General features: G+C 54.8%; 19 protein-coding genes. 12 read left to right on the top strand and 7 right to left on the bottom strand.

Annotation, left to right across the window (positions count from 1 at the left end):
- The first annotated feature begins 267 nt into the window (after nucleotides 1-267).
- Together AC2AXP_RS06410 and AC2AXP_RS06405 are read left to right on the top strand one after the other, a co-directional pair.
- The gene (locus AC2AXP_RS06410) at nucleotides 268-1611 is read left to right on the top strand and encodes an MFS transporter (protein WP_004963120.1); all 1344 of its coding nucleotides are present in this window, start codon (nucleotides 268-270) and stop codon (nucleotides 1609-1611) included.
- Between the two features lie 67 nt (nucleotides 1612-1678).
- The gene (locus AC2AXP_RS06405) at nucleotides 1679-2362 is read left to right on the top strand and encodes an O-methyltransferase (protein ID WP_039992114.1); all 684 of its coding nucleotides are present in this window, start codon (nucleotides 1679-1681) and stop codon (nucleotides 2360-2362) included.
- A gap of 421 nt (nucleotides 2363-2783) precedes the next feature.
- Here AC2AXP_RS06405 and AC2AXP_RS06400 read toward each other — a convergent pair whose 3' ends face one another.
- Nucleotides 2784-3170 (bottom strand): winged helix-turn-helix transcriptional regulator, encoded by a 387-nt coding sequence (locus AC2AXP_RS06400; protein ID WP_198773104.1) that lies wholly within the window; start codon nucleotides 3168-3170, stop codon nucleotides 2784-2786.
- A 112-nt stretch (nucleotides 3171-3282) separates the two neighbouring features.
- On the opposite strand from AC2AXP_RS06400, the gene AC2AXP_RS06395 reads away from it, so the two are divergent.
- Nucleotides 3283-4032 carry an SDR family oxidoreductase gene (locus tag AC2AXP_RS06395; protein ID WP_273868162.1) on the top strand — a complete coding sequence of 250 codons (750 nt, stop codon included), beginning with the start codon at nucleotides 3283-3285 and terminating at the stop codon, nucleotides 4030-4032.
- Between the two features lie 174 nt (nucleotides 4033-4206).
- Complete coding sequence (locus AC2AXP_RS06390; RefSeq protein WP_273868160.1) at nucleotides 4207-5103, top strand: PhzF family phenazine biosynthesis protein; 897 nt, start codon at nucleotides 4207-4209, stop codon at nucleotides 5101-5103.
- A 511-nt stretch (nucleotides 5104-5614) separates the two neighbouring features.
- Here AC2AXP_RS06390 and AC2AXP_RS06385 read toward each other — a convergent pair.
- Together AC2AXP_RS06385 and AC2AXP_RS06380 are read right to left on the bottom strand one after the other, a co-directional pair.
- Complete coding sequence (locus AC2AXP_RS06385; RefSeq protein ID WP_484381499.1) at nucleotides 5615-6052, bottom strand: NUDIX hydrolase; 438 nt, start codon at nucleotides 6050-6052, stop codon at nucleotides 5615-5617.
- Between the two features lie 121 nt (nucleotides 6053-6173).
- A complete protein-coding gene (locus AC2AXP_RS06380; RefSeq protein WP_039992115.1) occupies nucleotides 6174-6764 on the bottom strand; it encodes a TetR/AcrR family transcriptional regulator in 591 nt (196 codons plus the stop codon).
- A gap of 142 nt (nucleotides 6765-6906) precedes the next feature.
- Between AC2AXP_RS06380 and AC2AXP_RS06375 the strand changes: the two genes are divergently transcribed.
- Entirely contained in the window at nucleotides 6907-7308 is a 402-nt protein-coding gene (locus AC2AXP_RS06375) for a RidA family protein (protein WP_371901593.1), read from the top strand.
- A gap of 32 nt (nucleotides 7309-7340) precedes the next feature.
- On the opposite strand, the gene yghX is transcribed toward AC2AXP_RS06375, so the two are convergent.
- Nucleotides 7341-8228, bottom strand: coding sequence for a YghX family hydrolase (gene yghX / locus AC2AXP_RS06370; protein WP_198773109.1), 888 nt, complete (start codon nucleotides 8226-8228; stop codon nucleotides 7341-7343).
- Nucleotides 8229-8609: 381 nt separating this feature from the next.
- Between yghX and AC2AXP_RS06365 the strand changes: the two genes are divergently transcribed.
- The 7 genes from AC2AXP_RS06365 to hpxO all read left to right on the top strand — a co-directional run bounded on the left by AC2AXP_RS06365 (nucleotide 8610) and on the right by hpxO (nucleotide 12512).
- Complete coding sequence (locus tag AC2AXP_RS06365) at nucleotides 8610-8762, top strand: con-10 family general stress protein (RefSeq protein WP_004963140.1); 153 nt, start codon at nucleotides 8610-8612, stop codon at nucleotides 8760-8762.
- Between the two features lie 94 nt (nucleotides 8763-8856).
- Nucleotides 8857-9057 (top strand): hypothetical protein, encoded by a 201-nt coding sequence (locus AC2AXP_RS06360; RefSeq protein ID WP_004963142.1) that lies wholly within the window; start codon nucleotides 8857-8859, stop codon nucleotides 9055-9057.
- A gap of 19 nt (nucleotides 9058-9076) precedes the next feature.
- The gene (locus AC2AXP_RS06355; protein WP_241971966.1) at nucleotides 9077-9838 is read left to right on the top strand and encodes a hypothetical protein; all 762 of its coding nucleotides are present in this window, start codon (nucleotides 9077-9079) and stop codon (nucleotides 9836-9838) included.
- Nucleotides 9839-10025: 187 nt separating this feature from the next.
- Entirely contained in the window at nucleotides 10026-10373 is a 348-nt protein-coding gene (locus AC2AXP_RS06350) for an ArsR/SmtB family transcription factor (RefSeq protein ID WP_004963151.1), read from the top strand.
- Nucleotides 10374-10376: 3 nt separating this feature from the next.
- Nucleotides 10377-10910 (top strand): SRPBCC family protein, encoded by a 534-nt coding sequence (locus AC2AXP_RS06345; RefSeq protein ID WP_004963154.1) that lies wholly within the window; start codon nucleotides 10377-10379, stop codon nucleotides 10908-10910.
- Nucleotides 10911-11138: 228 nt separating this feature from the next.
- Nucleotides 11139-11300, top strand: a complete 162-nt coding sequence (locus AC2AXP_RS06340) for a hypothetical protein (RefSeq protein WP_164844312.1) — start codon at nucleotides 11139-11141, stop codon at nucleotides 11298-11300.
- 54 nt (nucleotides 11301-11354) lie between these two features.
- A complete protein-coding gene (hpxO, locus tag AC2AXP_RS06335) occupies nucleotides 11355-12512 on the top strand; it encodes an FAD-dependent urate hydroxylase HpxO (protein WP_449145564.1) in 1158 nt (385 codons plus the stop codon).
- 29 nt (nucleotides 12513-12541) lie between these two features.
- Here hpxO and AC2AXP_RS06330 read toward each other — a convergent pair whose 3' ends face one another.
- The 3 genes from AC2AXP_RS06330 to AC2AXP_RS06320 form a co-directional block, all read right to left on the bottom strand.
- Nucleotides 12542-16105, bottom strand: a complete 3564-nt coding sequence (locus AC2AXP_RS06330) for a molybdopterin cofactor-binding domain-containing protein (protein ID WP_430299069.1) — start codon at nucleotides 16103-16105, stop codon at nucleotides 12542-12544.
- Nucleotides 16098-16631 (bottom strand): (2Fe-2S)-binding protein, encoded by a 534-nt coding sequence (locus AC2AXP_RS06325; RefSeq protein WP_198773113.1) that lies wholly within the window; start codon nucleotides 16629-16631, stop codon nucleotides 16098-16100. Before AC2AXP_RS06325 ends, AC2AXP_RS06330 begins: the two co-directional genes overlap by 8 nt.
- A 75-nt stretch (nucleotides 16632-16706) precedes the next feature.
- On the bottom strand, nucleotides 16707-17180 hold the full coding sequence (locus AC2AXP_RS06320; RefSeq protein WP_004963166.1) for a MarR family winged helix-turn-helix transcriptional regulator: 474 nt from the start codon (nucleotides 17178-17180) through the stop codon (nucleotides 16707-16709).
- Nucleotides 17181-17213: the final 33 nt, after the last annotated feature.

Below are 17213 nucleotides of genomic sequence, written 5' to 3'. Positions count from 1 at the left end.
ATGCGAACAGGGCGTAGTAGCAAGATAACGCTATTATGCAGCTTTCAGCCCGCGACGCAGGCCCGGCGGTCAAGGCTGACGACGCCACTGTCTGTGTCGCCCGGCGATTAGCGACGACGATAATTATCGGCTGATGCACATCTACGCTTGGCCAGCTGAATATTACCCACCCAATAACATCATAAAAAATACCCCAGGGAACGGATGGCAGAGAGATATTGACTGAAAGCACTTACCCTACAAAAGTCTGAATACGAGGCAGTTACCATGAGCGTAAATTCTTTACCGCAGCGCCTTATTGGCAATAAACGCTGGACAATAATATTACCTGCCGTTTTTATCATGTATACCATTTCATTTTTCGATCGTGTCAATATTGGCATGGCGCTCCCCCATATCGTGGCCGAATTGGCGCTGACGCCGGTAGAAGCGGGCTGGCTCGGTGGGGCGTTTGCCTGGGGCTATGTGGCGACGCAGTTTACCGCCGGCTGGCTGGCATTGCGTTTCGGCTCACGCCGGGTGATCGGCCTGAGTCTGTTTCTGTTTGGCGCCTGTGCCATGCTCACCGGCCTGACGCGAAACTTTGGCGAACTGATCGCAGTACGTTTCTTGCTTGGGCTGGCTGAGGGTCCGATTCAGGCAGCGACGGCGATGTTTCTCGCCCAGTGGTTTATCAAGCGCGAGCGCGGCAGGGCATTTGGTATATGGAACCTGAGCCTGGGTGCCGGCGCATTTCTGGCAGGTCCGATTTCCGGCTGGATCCTGGCGCATCACGACTGGCGCATCATGATGGTGATCGAAGGCGCGCCCGCCTGGATTTTCTGCATTATCTGGTTTTATCTGGTGCCGAAAAACCTGCGTGCTGCCCGCTGGCTGAGTGACCAAGACCGCCAGGTCATTGAGGCGGATCTGGCGGCGGAACAGTCCGGCTATGTTAAGGAAACATCGGATCGCTGGTGGACTATCCTGCGCATTCCGGCGCTGTGGCTAATGCTGATTGGTTATTCGCTGCACAGCATGTTGGCATATGGATTCACCTTATGGCTGCCGACGGCACTCAAAGGGTACGGCACCCTCAGCGAATTTATGGTGGGTTTCATCAGTGGCCTGCCTTTTTTGATGACCATGGTGGGTATCTGGTACATCACCCGGCGTTCGGACAAATTTAATCAGGAAAGACGCCTGCATGCCGCCATTCCAACCGTACTGTGTGGTATAGCGCTGTCGGTGGCGGCTTTTGTCCCGGCATCGCTGTACTGGTTACAGATAGCCTTGTTCCTGTTCGTCGGCTTGACCATGAAGATGCTGGTGCCGCTGGTGTACGTGCGTCTGACAGAAATCCTGCCGACCAGAAAAGCGGTGCCGGCGGTAGCGTTCGTCGGTGCCTGCAGCAATTTCATCGGTCAGTTTGGCGGTCCGCTGGTGGCTGGCTATCTCAAGCAGCTTGGTGGCGGCAGCGATATGACGCTTGCATGGAGCGTACTGGGGTTGTTTTCCATCATCGGTGGCATTCTTTTTGCCATGGCGGTGGGAAAAAACGAGAGTATCTGCGACATCAAGCCCGCTTTTCGCCTGCACGGCCGGCAAAGGCTACCGGCAAAGGAAGGATAAGATTGTCATCAAGTTGCATAACGCGCTATATACTCTAGTGGTGATAAATGAAGCTGGGAGACAAACAATGCGCGTGGCTGACTATCCGTTGGCAGACGCAGAAAAGTGGGCTGGCGTAGATGCCTATTTTTCTGCGTTGCTGGCACCTGATGACGATGTTTTGCAGGCAGCATTGGCTGCCAACGCAGCGGCGGGATTACCGGCACACGACGTGTCGGCCACTCAGGGTAAAATGCTGGCATTATTTACCCGCATGCTGCGGGCTGCACGTATTCTGGAAATTGGCACGCTTGGCGGATACAGCACCATCTGGATGGCACGAGCACTGCAACCGGATGGCCGGATAACTACCCTCGAGGCCAACCCACAGCATGCACAGGTAGCATCGAGCAATATTGCCAATGCGGGGCTGTCGGGCTGCGTCGATATTCATATTGGCGCAGCGCTGGCTATATTACCCACCTTGACGGGGCCGTTTGACCTGATCTTTATTGATGCAGACAAGAAAAATAATCCACAGTATCTGCAAGCGGCGATATCACTTTCCCGTCCAGGCACGGTGATTATCGCAGATAATATCGTCAGAGGCGGGGCGGTTATTGATGCACAAAGCGAAGATGCCAACGTTCAGGGCGTTCGAGAGTGTTTGCAGATGCTGGCAGACCATCCTCAACTGGACGCGACGGCACTACAGACCGTCGGTGAAAAAGGCTGGGATGGCTTTGCCATGGCGGTGGTTAATGCTGCCTAGCGTTGCTGCCAGTATATTGCAAAGGGAGAATGAAAATATATCTGGCACTAAAAAACATTAAGGATATTAAATATCCTCCGCTAAAGAAACGTCTGAATCGTTGGCGTCACACCTGTATTTCACAAGGAAATCTGGCAACCTTTAGCGTTATTTTATCAGCGATAACTTATGGGAAAAATTGCTCTCCGTTAACAATTTGACATGAGGAGTTGATATTTAACCCACCCTTTATCGTTGCCATCGTTTATATTACCAGCTCACCGATAGCGCAAAACATCACCATCATAACAATGCTGAAAAAAACCTGACATTTTTACAGCTAACGGTTAGATAATAATGTCGGTAACTACGGATAGCGCTGCCGATCGTGACGCTATCCGCCCGAACACCCATGTGCATTGATCAGAAACCAGCCGTTCAGCTAGCTGTCCAGACAGGCTGAGTTGTCATTTCTTTGCTGAATTTCAATCACTTGACCTGCGTACTTTTCGGTCCATTGCAGCATGGCAACCACCGGCGTTTCCAGCGTTTTACCCAATTCGGTGATTTGGTACTGAACCGCAACGGGCGAAGAGCAAATGACCTGACGAGTAATTAACCCAGAGCGTTCCAACCGCCGCAGAGTGTCGGTCAGCGATTTGTGGGTAATATTGCCAAGATGACGCTTAATGGTATTGAAACGCACCGGGCCGTTATATAACAACGTCAGCACCATGATTGACCATTTGTTGGCAATTTGATCCAACACCACGCGAATATTATCCAGTATTTCCAGCGAACAAATGGGTAACTCGGTATCCTCTGACATATCTAGTACCTTAAAGGTGCGTAATTGAAACCAGGTATATAAAGTATATCATCTTGTTTCACCCTCGAGACAGCGTCGAGATTGCGGCTGTATACAACCCGGATGAAACATCGTGCAAAAACTGAATGGAAAAGTTGCTCTTATTACTGGCGCCTCAAGCGGTATTGGTGCCGCCACGGCGAAGAAGTTAGCCGAAGCCGGCGCAAAAGTGGCTATTGCCGCGCGCAGAACCGAACGACTGAACGCATTGCGAGCTGACATCGAGCGGCAAGGTGGCCAGGCCCTGGTATTGACACTGGATGTCACCGATAAAAACTCGGTTGCGGCGGCGGTAAATAAACTGCTGCAACGTTATGGCCAGCTAGATATCGTGTGTAATAACGCCGGAATCATGCCGATGTCAAATCTCGATGAATTCAAAACCGATGAATGGGACAGCATGATCGACGTGAATATCAAAGGGGTGTTGAACGTCACGGCAGCGGTACTGCCGGTGATGATCGAACAGCATGCTGGGCATATCATCAATACGTCGTCGATCGCCGGCCGCAAAGTTTTCGGTCAGGGCTTTGCGGTTTACTGCGCAACCAAATATGCGGTCAGTGCGTTGAGCGAAGGTTTGCGGATGGAGGTCGGCAAAAAACACAATATCCGCGTCACCAGCATACAACCCGGCGTAACCGCCACCGAATTATCGCTCACCACGACCAGCGAAGAATATAAAGGATTGCTTGAGGCTTTCGTTGCACAACTTACGCCGCTCGATCCTGACAATATTGCCGAGACGATCCTGTTTGCCGCCACTGCGCCAGCGCACGTTAACATCGCCGAGCTGTTTGTGCTGCCAACCAGCCAGATCTGACGGCGGGGCATAAGACAGTCAACCAAGCCGGCACGGCATATTAGCCTGCCGGTTTATTACCGCGCGTCCAGGTTGAGCACCCCCTCAGGATGAGATAAGCGCAGGGCGTTGATTAATTGATGAAAATAACGTTAACGGCTATCATCAAGCCTTATCGACAGAGGATTAGGGTAAATGCCGAGAACAGATGATGTGATAGCGCGCGCCTACAAACAGGTGGATGTATTTGCCACCTCGCCATTGCAAGGGAATCCCGTAGCGGTAGTGCTGGAGGCCGAGGGCCTGACTGAAAAACAGATGCTGGCATTAGCGCGTTGGACCAATCTGTCGGAAACGACGTTTGTTTTCAAACCGACTCATCCGCAGGCAGATTATCAGCTGCGTATTTTTACTCCCGAAAAAGAGCTGCCGTTTGCTGGACATCCGACGTTGGGCACCGCCCATGCATTATTGGAAACTGGCTTAGTCACCCAACAACCGGGGGTTATTATGCAGCAATGCGGTGTTGGCCTGGTTGCAGTCAATATCTTACCGGAAGGAACCCTGGCGTTTGCCGCACCTGCGGTAACGTTTCGAACGCTGAACGTTGAGCAGCGCGAAATGCTAATGGCCGCTTTCCCATATGCGATTATTGAACCAGAGACTCTGTCGGTGATGGCAGATATGGGCATTCGTTGGCTGATGGTGCGCATGCCCAATGCGCAATCCTGCCTGGCGGTAACGCCGGATCAGAGCATGATCAAAAGGCTGCAAGCGGCTTGTGATGTCGATGGCGTGGCGATTTATGGCGTGTATTCAGCAGGTTATCCAGCCGATTACGAAGTGCGCGCGTTTCTGGTTGAATGGGATAAGTTGGTTGAGGATCCGGTAACCGGCAGTGCCAATGCCTGTCTGGCCCGGTTGTTGAAAGCCAATAATTTCCCCGACGCAGGTTTGACGGCACAGGGCTATCAGGTTCGCCAAGGTAGCCAGCTTAATCGAGAAGGTCGCGTTAGCGTGCGCTTTATCAATAATGAGCCATGGATTGGCGGACAAAGTTGTACGCTGATTGATGGCCAGTTACGTATTTGACTACGGCAATCATTCACTACATACCTTAGGATTGCACAAAACTAATACCATTTTCTGATGGCGTATTTTGAGAGAATCTGCAGGGGGATTACTGCCAATTCTGTGCAGATTTCACCTAGCGCGATCAAAAAAACAGGGCGTTTTGACCGGTTTAAGCGAGTTACTCATCATTATCCTTTAGTCGCAGAGAAAAAGATAAGTCGTGGACTGGTTGTCAAACTCTGATATGTCGCAGGAAAAGCTCACGAGTAGGTGGATCAGGTTGCGGGTCGCTCCGTAGCAAAAACGTTGCACAAACAACAACGACAAGCCTGAGTCAATTACTGGCAGACCGCGAAGGCGAGGAGATATGGAAGCCAGACAGACAGTCTGGTACGTATCCCTCAATGCAATTTAACATAATATACATTATGCGCACCAAGGTGACGTTAGCTGAATTCTGGGATTCTGGGCTTTACATCCGCTGGCCAGGTCTTGGTTGATAGCCATCAGCCATACCATATTGCTTTTTTTAGATTGCAGCCAGCATCTCAGCCAGCCCCGTCGGATAAACAATCTCGCGAGTGGTCGCCAGTTCATCTTCACTCCACCAATGATGCAAATCGATAACCTGCTTTTCTTCCGTGCTCCAATGAGTAGCGTCGATCTGATGGCTAACCGCTCGCACCAGATAAAACCGCTCTTCGGCGTTCACCAACTCACCGCTGGATAAACTCATGATGAAATTTCGTTGCGCCACGTACGTCATTTCATTAGTGATAAGCCCGGTTTCTTCTTGCAGCTTTCGGCTTGCTGCCTGCTCGAATGTTTCACCTGACTCGACGCCGCCGCCTGGCGTTGCCCAGTAGATGTTTCCTGCCAGCGCCCCGGTACGATGTCTAAACCGGAACAGCAACACCTTTCCCGCCGAATCAATAACCAAAAGTCTGGCTGCCGGTCGCGATCGCATAGTATCTCCAGATTGCGCTAGATGAATTCTGCAGGTTGTTGGCTACTCTGACCCTGCAGATTTGCTCAGAACGCGTCATTTTATCGGGTAAAAAACAGTCATAGCCAAGTTGCCTACGTATTTAATCTGCCTTAAAGCCCGCCGCCAGATAATGGAATGCCTCGATAGCCTTGGGTAATGTGGCTTCCGGTGTTTCACTGGCCGCCACCCACAGTGCGGCGTTCAGCGCTGCGCCGTTGAGCAGTCTGGCCGCGGCTTCGACATCAACCGGTTTTAAAATACCGTTCGCCGCCATCGCCGCGATGGTTTGTCGGGTAACATCCAGGCAGGCATTCTGACTGGGCCAACGTGACGGATCGCCAAGAAATGCCGGTCCGTCCAGCAGGACGATACGTTGTATTTCAGGATCGAGCGCCATCTTGATATACGCTACGCCCTCGGCCAGCATTTTGCCCCAGTCATCCTCGGCGCTGCTGGCCATCTGTTTTGCTCGTGCCGCCATTTCACCGTCGACTTGCGCCACAACCGCAGCCAGCAAGCCTTTTTTATCACCAAAGTTATGGTAAATCGCCCCGCGGGTCAGCCCAACGCTGGCAGTCAAATCGTCCATTGACGCCGCGGAAAATCCATTGATTGCAAAGGCTTTTCTTGCCGCCGCGATCAGTTTGGTACGGTTTTCTTCCATGGTTTCTGCTCTACGTCTGGCTGCCATTTGGCACTCCTTTTTCATATACGCTTCGTATATTATTTGACATACGTACCGTATGTGTGATTAATTTACATACGGAGAGTATATGAAATTATACCGTCCCTGCGTAGTCCTACTGTAATTAATATGATGAGAGGATAAGAACATGAGCCAACGCGAAGCCGTCTTTCCCGCCAATCGCCATGCTTTATACCAACAACACGGCTATTCGGCAGCAATCCGCTCCGGCGATCTGCTGTTTGTTTCTGGACAGGTCGGCAGCCGAACCGACGGTTCGCCAGAGCCCGACTTTGAACGCCAGGTCAGGCTCGCCTTCGACAACCTGCGCGCGGTTCTCGCTGCAGCAGGCTGTAGCCTTGATGACATCATTGATGTCACCAGTTTTCACACCGATCCGGAAAACCAGTTCGCCACCATTATGGCGGTAAAAGGTGAAACCTTCCCGCAAGCCCCCTATCCTAACTGGACGGCGGTCGGCGTGAACTGGCTGGCGGGTTTTGATTTTGAAATCAAAGTAATAGCCAGAATTCCCGCGACACCCCATTAATGCCCTGCCGGCCTCTCTGGCCTGGCTGCTCATCAGGTAAGATAACGTTTGAACCATTCAAGCGTCCGCGCCCAGGCCAGATTAGCGGCAGCCTCGTCATAACGCGGCGTGGTGTCGTTATGAAACCCATGATTTACCGCTGGATAAATATAGGCTTGATACACCTTTTCATTGGCCTCCAAGGCTGCTTTATAAGCCGGCCAGCCTTCATTGATACGCGTATCCAGTTCGGCATAATGAATCAGTAGCGGAGCCTTGATGCGTGGCACATCTTCGGCCTTGGGTTGACGGCCATAAAATGGCACCGCTGCCGCCAGTTCCGGATAAGCCACCGCTGCGGCATTGGCAACGCCACCACCGTAACAAAAGCCGGTGATGCCCACCTTGCCGTTCACCGCCTCGTTTTTCATCAGAAACTCTATTGCCGCAAAAAAGTCGTTCATCAATTTTTGCGGATCAACCTGCTGCTGTAACTCACGTCCTTTATCGTCATTGCCAGGATAACCGCCAACCGAGCTCAAGCCGTCCGGCGCCAGCGCCAGATAACCGGCCTTTGCCACCCGTCGCGCTACATCCTCGATATAGGGATTCAAACCACGGTTCTCATGCACCACCACAATAGCCGGCAGCGGCCCGCTCGCCGCGCTCGGCGTAACCTGGTAGGCTCGCACCTCGCCATGGCCGTTTGGTGAGGGATAGCTTATGTAACCGGCGTGGATCTGTGGATCGTTGGTCGCCACCTGCTGTGCCAGCGCGTAATTCGGACTAAGCGAGTTCAATAGCATTATCGCCGTCACGCCGCCAACCGCGTATTTTGCGGCGCGATCGAGAAACTCGCGGCGCGAAATTTTACCGTGCGCATAGTAGTCATACAGCTCGAGTAATTCCGGCGGAAAGTCTTTGGCAGTGAGACGTGTCATTGGCTGTTTTCCTCAAGGTGAGTAGGCACAAACTGTATTAATCCTAGCCGCATCTGCGATCAAAAGCGCCCTAATACCAAACAAAATTCGGCCACGCAGCCAACGGCAGTAACCCTGCGAAATCGGTCATCTGGCAGTATTCGCCGCTGAGCCGCCCCACAGCGCTTCATCCGGCAATGATTGTTAAAAAAACTAGCCATATGTTAATGACAAATTAAATAAATATCAGAAAATATGAATAAGGGTGAAAGTGAATTTATTACGGCCAATTAGACTTGCAGCGACGGCAATATTTACTAAGGTTAAAAACGTAAGGAAAATATTGTTGCTGACGGCGGCAATACCCTTACTGCCATATTAATTTATCTGTAGGAGGAAATTATGGCTGAACATCGTGGTGGCTCAGGTAATTTTGCCGAAGATAGACAACGCGCTTCTGAAGCGGGCAAAAAAGGTGGCCGCGAAAGCGGGGGCAACTTTAAAAATGACCCCGAACGAGCCTCTGAAGCAGGCCGTAAAGGCGGTAAGCACTAACCCTTAAAATTTCTGATTAAAGGTTAGTCGCATTAAGGACTATCGCCACAGGCTGTGATCCTGGGATCGCAGCCTGGCTCAATGTTCAGGAGGCATGATGAAACATTACTTGACAGCGTTATTTTCCAGTCCGGAAAAATTTCTATCACTGTTTAGCGATATCACCGGCCGAGGTGAACATGACAAAGAGGAACATATCTGGATTGACGAAAATGGCAATGCCTTCGTCAATACCGAAAATGAAAAATTTATGCAGGCTTTTGAATCACATGTAAAAAAAATGAGTCAGTACTGATATGGGCACGGCAATATTTATGGTGTTACTGGCCTGCGGCTATTGGTACACCACGCGGGATTTGTCTTCCCGCTTTAAGTTAAAACGCACCTACGGTTGGGAGGTTTACTTTCTGGTCGCACTGTATGGCTGTATTTTTGTCTTGCAGGGCATCATTGTGGTTTTTATTATCTGGCTGGTCCTATTGATATTTTCGCAACTCGCCAACCTGATCGCTACGCTAAACCACTATCCGCTTGACCTTCATTACCATGCGGATTTTTTAAACTGGAGTTTTCTGGAGATTAAAACGCCAGTGGTGGTAATGCTGGCCACCGCTATATTATTATGCTTGTTGCACACCTCACGCTCACCCAACATCCGTTTAAAAACCACTGAACGCAAAGATCTTTATAAAAAACTTACCAAGACCAATGGTCTGGAAGGTATTTTATATCAGAGCATGGAACAGGGAAACATGGTTTTAGTGACATTGGCATCACAGCGAATATATATCGGTTTGGTTTATACTGCATTAAATGAATCAACCGCATCCGACAATTTGGTGTTGCTACCGCTACTGAGCGGTAAGCGCGACCCAAATGCCCTGCAAATCAAGGTGGAGAACAATTATGCCGCCTATTATCAACGTAATAAGATCGATCTGAGCAGCAAGCCGGATTCGGTATTCTGCTTTCGCAAAATCATTTTTCTGCATCAGATCGAATCGCTGTCACTGTTTGACCCGTTAATGCTGGGTGAAACGGTTGCACCGTCCAAGGTGCTGGATACGCCCCGCTAGCCTGCCGGTTACGGGGCGTAACCTTATCCAGCCGTAACACCCATGACCCGCAAGGCGTTGATTGCCATCGACTTCCTTTTCCGCCTACGTTTCCTGAGACGGCTATTTTTGCCACCGACATCACAGCCTTGGTAATTTATTAAACAAAATGGTTGAATATCCCCCACTTCGTTCTATATTCAACCATATGGTTAAATTATCTTCCTCTCAGTTGGACGCCATTTTTCATGCGCTGTCCGACCCGACGCGGCGAACCATTTTGCATACGCTGGCGGAAGGCGAACACAGCATCGGCGAGCTGGCCGCGCCGTTTAACATGACATTTTCTGGCGCCTCTAAGCACATCAAAGCCCTGGAACAGGCGGGCCTGGTGCAGCGGACCGTGCAAGGAAGAAACCATATTTGCCGGCTCGCCCCCGAGCCGATGGCGCAGGCCATGCGATGGCTGCAAACCTATGAACATTTCTGGGCCGATCGGCTCGACGCGTTGGAACAGGCATTGCGTCAACCCGATCCGCCCCCTCCCGAGGAGTGAAGCATGAACGATTACGGCATGGTTATTGAAACGGGTACCTTGCGCATCCAGCGCCTGTTGCCCGGCCCGATAGAGCGCGTATGGGCCTATTTGACCGAGTCCGACAAACGCGCCACCTGGCTGGCGGCCGGCGAAATGACGCTGGAAGTCGGTGCGCCGCTGGCGTTGCTATTCAACAACGGTCAACTGGCTGGCGACAGTGAGCCGACGCCGCCCGAGTTCCGACAATACAGCGGCAGCGTTACCAATCCCGGCCATATTACCTGCCTGTTTCCACCACGGGTGCTGAGCTTCACCTGGGCCGAGAAGGATAAAGACCGTCCTTCCGAGGTCACTTTTGAACTGACCGAGCAAGGCAGCGACGTCTTGCTTACCGTTACCCACCGCCGATTGGCCACTCGTGAGCAAATGCTCAGCGTTGCCGGCGGCTGGCATACGCATCTGGATATTCTGGTCGATCGTCTCAACCACCAGCCGCCACGTCCCTTCTGGGCTACGCTGGCACGGGTGCAGGAGGAATATCGCGCCAGGCTGTAACAATGCCGCGGCGAGGGCCACCGGTCGCGCCCTCGTCGCACATAGCGACATATGTCGACTGCGTGTAAATCCCTCTGCCTGGGGTTATTGCTGCTGTTTGAAATTCAGAGCACGTTTTCGCTCAATACCCGTCAATGGCAGTAACGGATTTGCCCTTCAGCCAACCCGCTGCGGTTTCTCTCATCGCCGCCATCCTCCCCGATGCCAGCGTCTCATCATGGTGCAGCCATGCACCGTTTGATTGCAGCGACGCTGAGCATTGGCGCGCAAATTTACGCGAGACGACGGCGGCAATACCGCCAATCACCCATTCCTGATCCCGAAGATGAAACCGAGCAGCATACTGAACAAAGATACGGTTTGCCGGTACTGCGCCTGAATACGGTATAAATGGACTGGTACGGAAATTGCTTTTCCTCTCTATCATGACAGGAGAAGCATACGATGAAAGCAATCATTATTGGTGGTGGTATCGGCGGCTTGTGTACCGCCATTGCCCTAAAACGCATTGGCATCAACGCCGAGGTGTTTGAAGCGGTCAAGCAAATCAAACCGGTCGGCGCCGCCATTTCCATCTGGCCGAACGGCGTAAAATGCCTTAATTACCTCGGCATGAAAGAACCACTGCGCCAGCTTGGCGGACCGATGCAGTACATGGCGTATCAGGAATATCTGCACGGCCAGACACTCACGCGCTTTAGCCTCGATCCCCTGGTCACCAGCGTTGGCGAACGGCCCTATCCGGTAGCGCGTGCCGAATTGCAGGCGATGCTGCTGGCCACCTACGGTGACGACTGCGTGCAGTTCGGCAAACGGGTCAGCGGTGTGGAAGAAACCCCTGACGGCGTCAGCGCCTGGTTTGACGACGGCTCGCAGGCGCACGGTGACTTTCTGATCGCCGCCGACGGTACCCATTCGGTCATCCGGCCCTACGTATTGGGTCATCAGGTTGAACGTCGTTACGCCGGCTACGTCAATTGGAACGGGCTGGTTACCATTGACGAAACGATTGCCCCGGCCAATCAATGGACCACGTTCGTTGGCGAAGGCAAACGCGTGTCGCTGATGCCGGTAGCGGGCAACCGTTTCTATTTCTTCTTCGATGTGCCGCTGCCCATCGGGCTGCCGGAAGATCGCACTACCGCCCGCGCCGACCTGCAGCGCTACTTCAGCGGCTGGGCTGAGCCGGTGCAAAAACTGATCGCCGCTATCGATCCCGCCACCACCAACCGCATCGAGATCCACGACATCGAGCCGTTTGAACGCCTGGTGCGCGGCCGCGTGGCGTTATTGGGCGATGCCGGCCACAGCACCACGCCGGACATCGGCCAGGGTGGCTGCGCGGCGATGGAAGACGCGGTGGTGCTGGCGATTGCGCTGCAAACCAATTCGCTTGGCGTGGAAGATGCGCTGCTGCGTTATCAGGAAAAACGCAGCTATCGCGTCAAGGATCTGGTGTTGAAAGCCCGCAAACGCTGCGACGTCACTCACGGTAAAGAAATGGCCGTCACCCGCGATTGGTACGAAGAGCTAAAAACAGAAACCGGCGACCGCATCCTGTCAGGCATGAAAGAAACCATTCTCGGCGGGCCGCTGGCATAATCGACGCGGCGCTGTGCAATCAGCGCCGTTCAGTGCGTTCCCGGATTGGCACGCAAACGCGCCACCTGCGCCTCAACCTCTTGCCAGGCCGGTTTTTGCCCGGCATAGCGCTGACGCAGATAGTTCACCAGGTCCGCCACCTGTCGATCGGAAAAACTGTCTTTGAAACCCGGCATATAGCCGAGTTCGGTGGTTGCAGGTTGCGCAATACCTTGCAGGATCACTTTTATCAGGTTGTCAGGCCTGTCGCTGAAGATATTGGTGTTATTCGCCAAATCGGGACTGACGCCGAACAGCTGCGGCCCGCCGCTGCTGGCACTATGGCATGCCTGACAGGCCCCCTGGAACAACCGTTCACCGGCCTGCTGCGACACCTGCGGTGCGGCGGCGGCCAGCGCGCTTACCTGCGGTTGCGTATTTAATCTGGCGGGCTCACTGAGCGAGATCAGATAGTTGGCCATCGCGCGCAGATCGCTTTGCGGCAGCGTAGCCAGCTCGCTGACCACCGGGCCCATCGGCCCGGCGGCAACGCCATGTTCAGCCGAATGGCCACTGCTCAGGTACTGAAATAGCTGCTCCTCACTCCAGGGTTTATCGGCATTCGCCAGATTGTTCAGCGCAGGCGCTTGCCAACCGTCCACCATCGCACCGGCCAGGAAGCTGGTGCCACCCTTTTCCGCTCCCAGCAGGTTACGCGGAGAATGACAGGCTGCACAATGACCCAGGCCGTTGACCAGATACGATCCGCGGTTCCACTGCGCGGTTTGCGTCACGTCCGGTTTGAATTCTCCCTGCCTGAGGAACAGCGCGTTCCAACCGGCCAGCAGCGGCCGTACGGAAAACGGAAAGCGCATATCATTGGCCTGATTGGTCTGACTCACCGCCGGTTGCGACATCATATAGGCATACAGCGCCTGCATATCACCCTCGGTCATTTTGCTAAAGGCGGTATAGGGGAACGCCGGATAAAGATGGCGACCATCGCGGCTAATGCCTTGGCGCATCGCCCGATCGAAGGCGGTGAACGACCAGTTGCCGATGCCGGTGGTAACGTCCGGAGTAATATTGGTGCTGTACAGCGTGCCAAACGGCGTTTCCATTGCCAATCCGCCGGCATTGGTTACCCCGTCGGCGGCGGTATGACATACCGCACAATCACCCGCCGCCGCCAGTTGACGACCGCGTTCCAGGGTTGCCGCAGACCAGGTGCCGGCCCCCGGTGCGCTGACCGGCGCAATTTCCGCCCGCCATGGCAAGGCGCTGCTGGCAACGCCAAGCAGTGCGCCAATCACCCCCGCGGCACCGCCAAACCACCATTTTCGTCGTTTTTGGCTCGCCTTGGCGGGCGCCGGCGGTCGGTCAGGACCGTTAAGCGCTTCACGCAGTCGATCGGCGGTAATCGGCAGCTCGCGAAAACGAATGCCGGTGGCATCGAATACCGCATTGGCGATCGCCGCGGCACTCGGCACCGAAGCCGACTCACCGGCCCCCAGCGGCGGCTCCTGCTGGCGCGGCATCATCACCACCTCGACGTCGGGCACCTCCGGAAAGGTAAGGATCGGATAACCGCCCCATTCCTTGCTCGACACCGTCGATTGTTCGAACGTGACACGCTCCTTTAACACCCGGCTGGTCGACTGGATCACATTGCCGTGGATCTGGTGGCGCACGCCGTCCGGATTGACCATCATGCCGGCATCGTGGCCAACGACGATACGCGTGACGGCCACTTCGCCGCTGGTTTTGTCAATCGCAACGTCGGCAACCCACGCCGCCCATGCCGCACCGAAGCCGGGGAATTTACTGTGAATGTAACGTGCATAGGCAAAGCCCCGCCCGCGCAGCACGCCGTCTTCGGCGGCGGTTTGCATCGGTACGGTGTGCGGTTGCCAACCGGCACGTTCGGCGGTGTTGCGCATCAGTTCGATGGCACGCGGATCCTTGATATAACGCAGGCGGTATTCCAGCGGATCGACGCCGGCGGCAACTGCCAGTTCATCAATATAGGATTCGTGGGCGAAGGTGTTGGGCATCGCCGACACGCCGCGCAGCCATGAGGCTCGGACAATGGGCGCCATGTCTTCAATACTGATGCGCATCGCCGGGTAGTCATACGGCGGAATCGAGGTACGGTCGCCCATTTCGTAGGCCACCGGTACCGGCTCAACCCGCCCGGTCAGCAGCAGCGCCAGCGTTGGCGCACCGTTGGACGGATAATAGGTACGGAAATCATAGGCTGCCAACTGGCCGTCGGCGTCCAGACCACCGTCCACCTCCATCAGTTGGGCGGTGCCTTTCGGCTCCCACAGGTGTTCCTGTTCACGGGTCAACTGCACGCGCACCGGGCGGCCCACCGCCCGCGACAGCAACGCCGCATCGGCGCAGACATCATCGGCACAGTTGCGGCCATAACAGCCGGCCGCTTCCATACGAATAATGTCGATCTGTTGCTCCGGGTACTCCAGCAACCAGGCCAGATCTGCACGCAGCAGATGCGGGTTCTGGCTGCCGGACCACACGCGCAGCCGCTCGGGCTGATAGTCTGCCAGCGCACAGGAGGGGCCGATCGACGCATGCAACTGATACGGCCACAAATAGCGGCGAGTGAAACGCTGGTCGAGCGCCGCCAGCGCCGCGTCAACGTTGCCGGTATCGTGCACCACCCGCGTACTGTGCGGGTTATCATGCAGCGCCTGCGTCAGGTCGGTCATTTGCGGCAGATTGCGCCGCCAGTCCTTCCAACTGACCTGCAATGCCTGCGCGGCTTTCATTGCCTGATCTTCGCGCTCGGCAACGATGCCGATAAAGTCTTCGATCACCACCAGCTTGACGATCCCCGGAATATGCGCGATCGACCGTTCATCCACCGCCAACAGACTGGTGCCGACAAATTCACCGCTGTCATAACCGGCATACGGCGGGCGGACTACCCGGCCATGCAGCATATTCGGCAGACGCATGTCATGCACAAAGGTCGTTTCACCGGTCGCCTTGGCGGGAATATCTACCCGCGCGGCGCTGGTGCCAACCAGGCGATATTCGCTATGCGGTTTGAGCGGCGCATCACCGCTAAGACCGAGCTCTACGTGCCGGCCCGCCACCAGCTGGCTATAACTGAGCGTTTGCCCCTCTGCGGCATGCACCACGCCATCGTCCAGGCGCAGCGAATCCAGCGGCTGCGCCAGACGTTGTGCCGCCTGCTGTAGCAGCCAGCGGCGCGCTTCGGCGGCGGCATTACGCAGCGGTACCGCAGAAATTTGCAGCGTGGCGCTGGCGATGGTCGCCCCCTGGTTAGGCGCACGCGCGGTATCGCCCAGAACCACCTGCACCTGATCGATGCGCAGCGACAGCTCCTCGGCAACGATTTGCCCCAGCGCGGTGCGTACGCCGGTGCCCAAATCGACGTGGCCATTAAATGCGTAAACCTGCCCATCGTCGCAAATGGCGATAAATATGGCCTGCTCTTTGGGTTTTAGCGTCGGCGTTTGGCCTTTCGGCACCAGCCCTGGCGGCGGCTGGATCTGATCGATAACCAGCAAGACGCCATTACGCTGTAACAATTCCGTCTGGGTCGGTACGCTGCGCTCAGTCATCACGCGCCTCGCCACCACAGAGTTCAATGGCGCGTTTTACCGCGTTGAGAATTTCAATATGAGTGCCGCAACGGCATAGGTTGCCGGACAGCGCACGGCGGATCTCCGCGTCGCTGGGGCTGGGATTACGATCCAGCAACGCCTTGGTGGTCATGATCATGCCGTTCAGGCAATAACCGCATTGCGCCGCCTGCTGTTCGATAAACGCGCGTTGCACCGGGTGCAGGCAATCACGGTTGCCCAGCCCTTCCAGCGTGGTAATGGCGCGCTGGGTCACTCCCCGAGCCGGGATCACGCAGGCTCGGGCGGCAAGACCGTCAATCAGTACGGTGCAGGCACCGCATTCCCCCAAACCGCAGCCGAACTTGGGGCCGTTGAGCGCCAGATCGTTACGTAATACCAGTAACAGCGAGGTGTCCGCCATTACTCGGACCTGCACGTGTTGCCCGTTCACCGACAGCATCAATGGATGCTCCGTCAGCGTTGTTACCGCTCCTTCCCTGGGCGAATCAACAGTCATCGCCATGGTTTGCGTCTCTCCTGCGCGTGGGTTGTTTTTGTTTTAATGCCCGCCAACCGGTACAGAGACGCGCTTCACGCCTCAGCCGGATGGCTGGTCTTCCAGCATTTTATTCAGCAGGAATATCAACGCGATCCGTTCGGCCGGGTTAAGGGTGCCGAACGTCAGCTCGGTAATTTTTTCCGCATGTGGCACGGTTTCCACCAATAGCGTTGCCCCCGCGTCGGTCAAGCCGACCACCACCTTGCGACGGTCGATCGGATCCGGCGAAACGGTGATCAGCTCACGCGCTTTCAGGCGTTCGATAATGCCACGGATCGTCGCCTGATCCACCGCCGTTACCTGTACCAACTCGGTCAGCGAGCTGGGCCCCATATCCCGCACCGCGCAAAGCGTAATAAACTGCACCGCGGTCAGTTGCGAATCACCGACGTTGTGCTGAAATATCGCCACATGGCGTTGATAAACCTTGCGCAGCAAGTGCCCGACCTGTTCGGTAAAATGGTAGTTGTCGGGCTTGCCTGTTCCTTCCGCCTGCTTGTCATGGGGCATCATTGCGTTATTCTCACCGTCAATGGAAAGCACCGA

Source organism: Serratia sp. Sp408 (assembly GCF_057180665.1).
The sequence above is the reverse complement of the archived record's forward strand: the minus strand, read 5'-3'. Positions and strand labels throughout refer to the sequence as shown.

Excerpts from the sequence above, each read along its gene's own strand:
- AC2AXP_RS06390 (WP_273868160.1), top strand. The coding sequence starts at position 4,207 with ATGCCGAGAACAGATGATGTGATAGCGCGCGCCTACAAACAGGTGGAT.
- AC2AXP_RS06365 (WP_004963140.1), top strand. The coding sequence starts at position 8,610 with ATGGCTGAACATCGTGGTGGCTCAGGTAATTTTGCCGAAGATAGACAA.
- AC2AXP_RS06380 (WP_039992115.1), bottom strand. The coding sequence starts at position 6,764 with ATGGCAGCCAGACGTAGAGCAGAAACCATGGAAGAAAACCGTACCAAA.
- AC2AXP_RS06330 (WP_430299069.1), bottom strand. The coding sequence starts at position 16,105 with ATGACTGAGCGCAGCGTACCGACCCAGACGGAATTGTTACAGCGTAAT.
- AC2AXP_RS06410 (WP_004963120.1), top strand. The coding sequence starts at position 268 with ATGAGCGTAAATTCTTTACCGCAGCGCCTTATTGGCAATAAACGCTGG.
- AC2AXP_RS06355 (WP_241971966.1), top strand. The coding sequence starts at position 9,077 with ATGGTGTTACTGGCCTGCGGCTATTGGTACACCACGCGGGATTTGTCT.
- AC2AXP_RS06360 (WP_004963142.1), top strand. The coding sequence starts at position 8,857 with ATGATGAAACATTACTTGACAGCGTTATTTTCCAGTCCGGAAAAATTT.
- AC2AXP_RS06325 (WP_198773113.1), bottom strand. The coding sequence starts at position 16,631 with ATGGCGATGACTGTTGATTCGCCCAGGGAAGGAGCGGTAACAACGCTG.
- yghX (WP_198773109.1), bottom strand. The coding sequence starts at position 8,228 with ATGACACGTCTCACTGCCAAAGACTTTCCGCCGGAATTACTCGAGCTG.
- AC2AXP_RS06405 (WP_039992114.1), top strand. The coding sequence starts at position 1,679 with ATGCGCGTGGCTGACTATCCGTTGGCAGACGCAGAAAAGTGGGCTGGC.
- AC2AXP_RS06375 (WP_371901593.1), top strand. The coding sequence starts at position 6,907 with ATGAGCCAACGCGAAGCCGTCTTTCCCGCCAATCGCCATGCTTTATAC.
- AC2AXP_RS06385 (WP_484381499.1), bottom strand. The coding sequence starts at position 6,052 with ATGCGATCGCGACCGGCAGCCAGACTTTTGGTTATTGATTCGGCGGGA.
- AC2AXP_RS06345 (WP_004963154.1), top strand. The coding sequence starts at position 10,377 with ATGAACGATTACGGCATGGTTATTGAAACGGGTACCTTGCGCATCCAG.
- AC2AXP_RS06320 (WP_004963166.1), bottom strand. The coding sequence starts at position 17,180 with ATGATGCCCCATGACAAGCAGGCGGAAGGAACAGGCAAGCCCGACAAC.
- AC2AXP_RS06340 (WP_164844312.1), top strand. The coding sequence starts at position 11,139 with ATGCACCGTTTGATTGCAGCGACGCTGAGCATTGGCGCGCAAATTTAC.
- AC2AXP_RS06400 (WP_198773104.1), bottom strand. The coding sequence starts at position 3,170 with ATGTCAGAGGATACCGAGTTACCCATTTGTTCGCTGGAAATACTGGAT.
- AC2AXP_RS06350 (WP_004963151.1), top strand. The coding sequence starts at position 10,026 with ATGGTTAAATTATCTTCCTCTCAGTTGGACGCCATTTTTCATGCGCTG.
- hpxO (WP_449145564.1), top strand. The coding sequence starts at position 11,355 with ATGAAAGCAATCATTATTGGTGGTGGTATCGGCGGCTTGTGTACCGCC.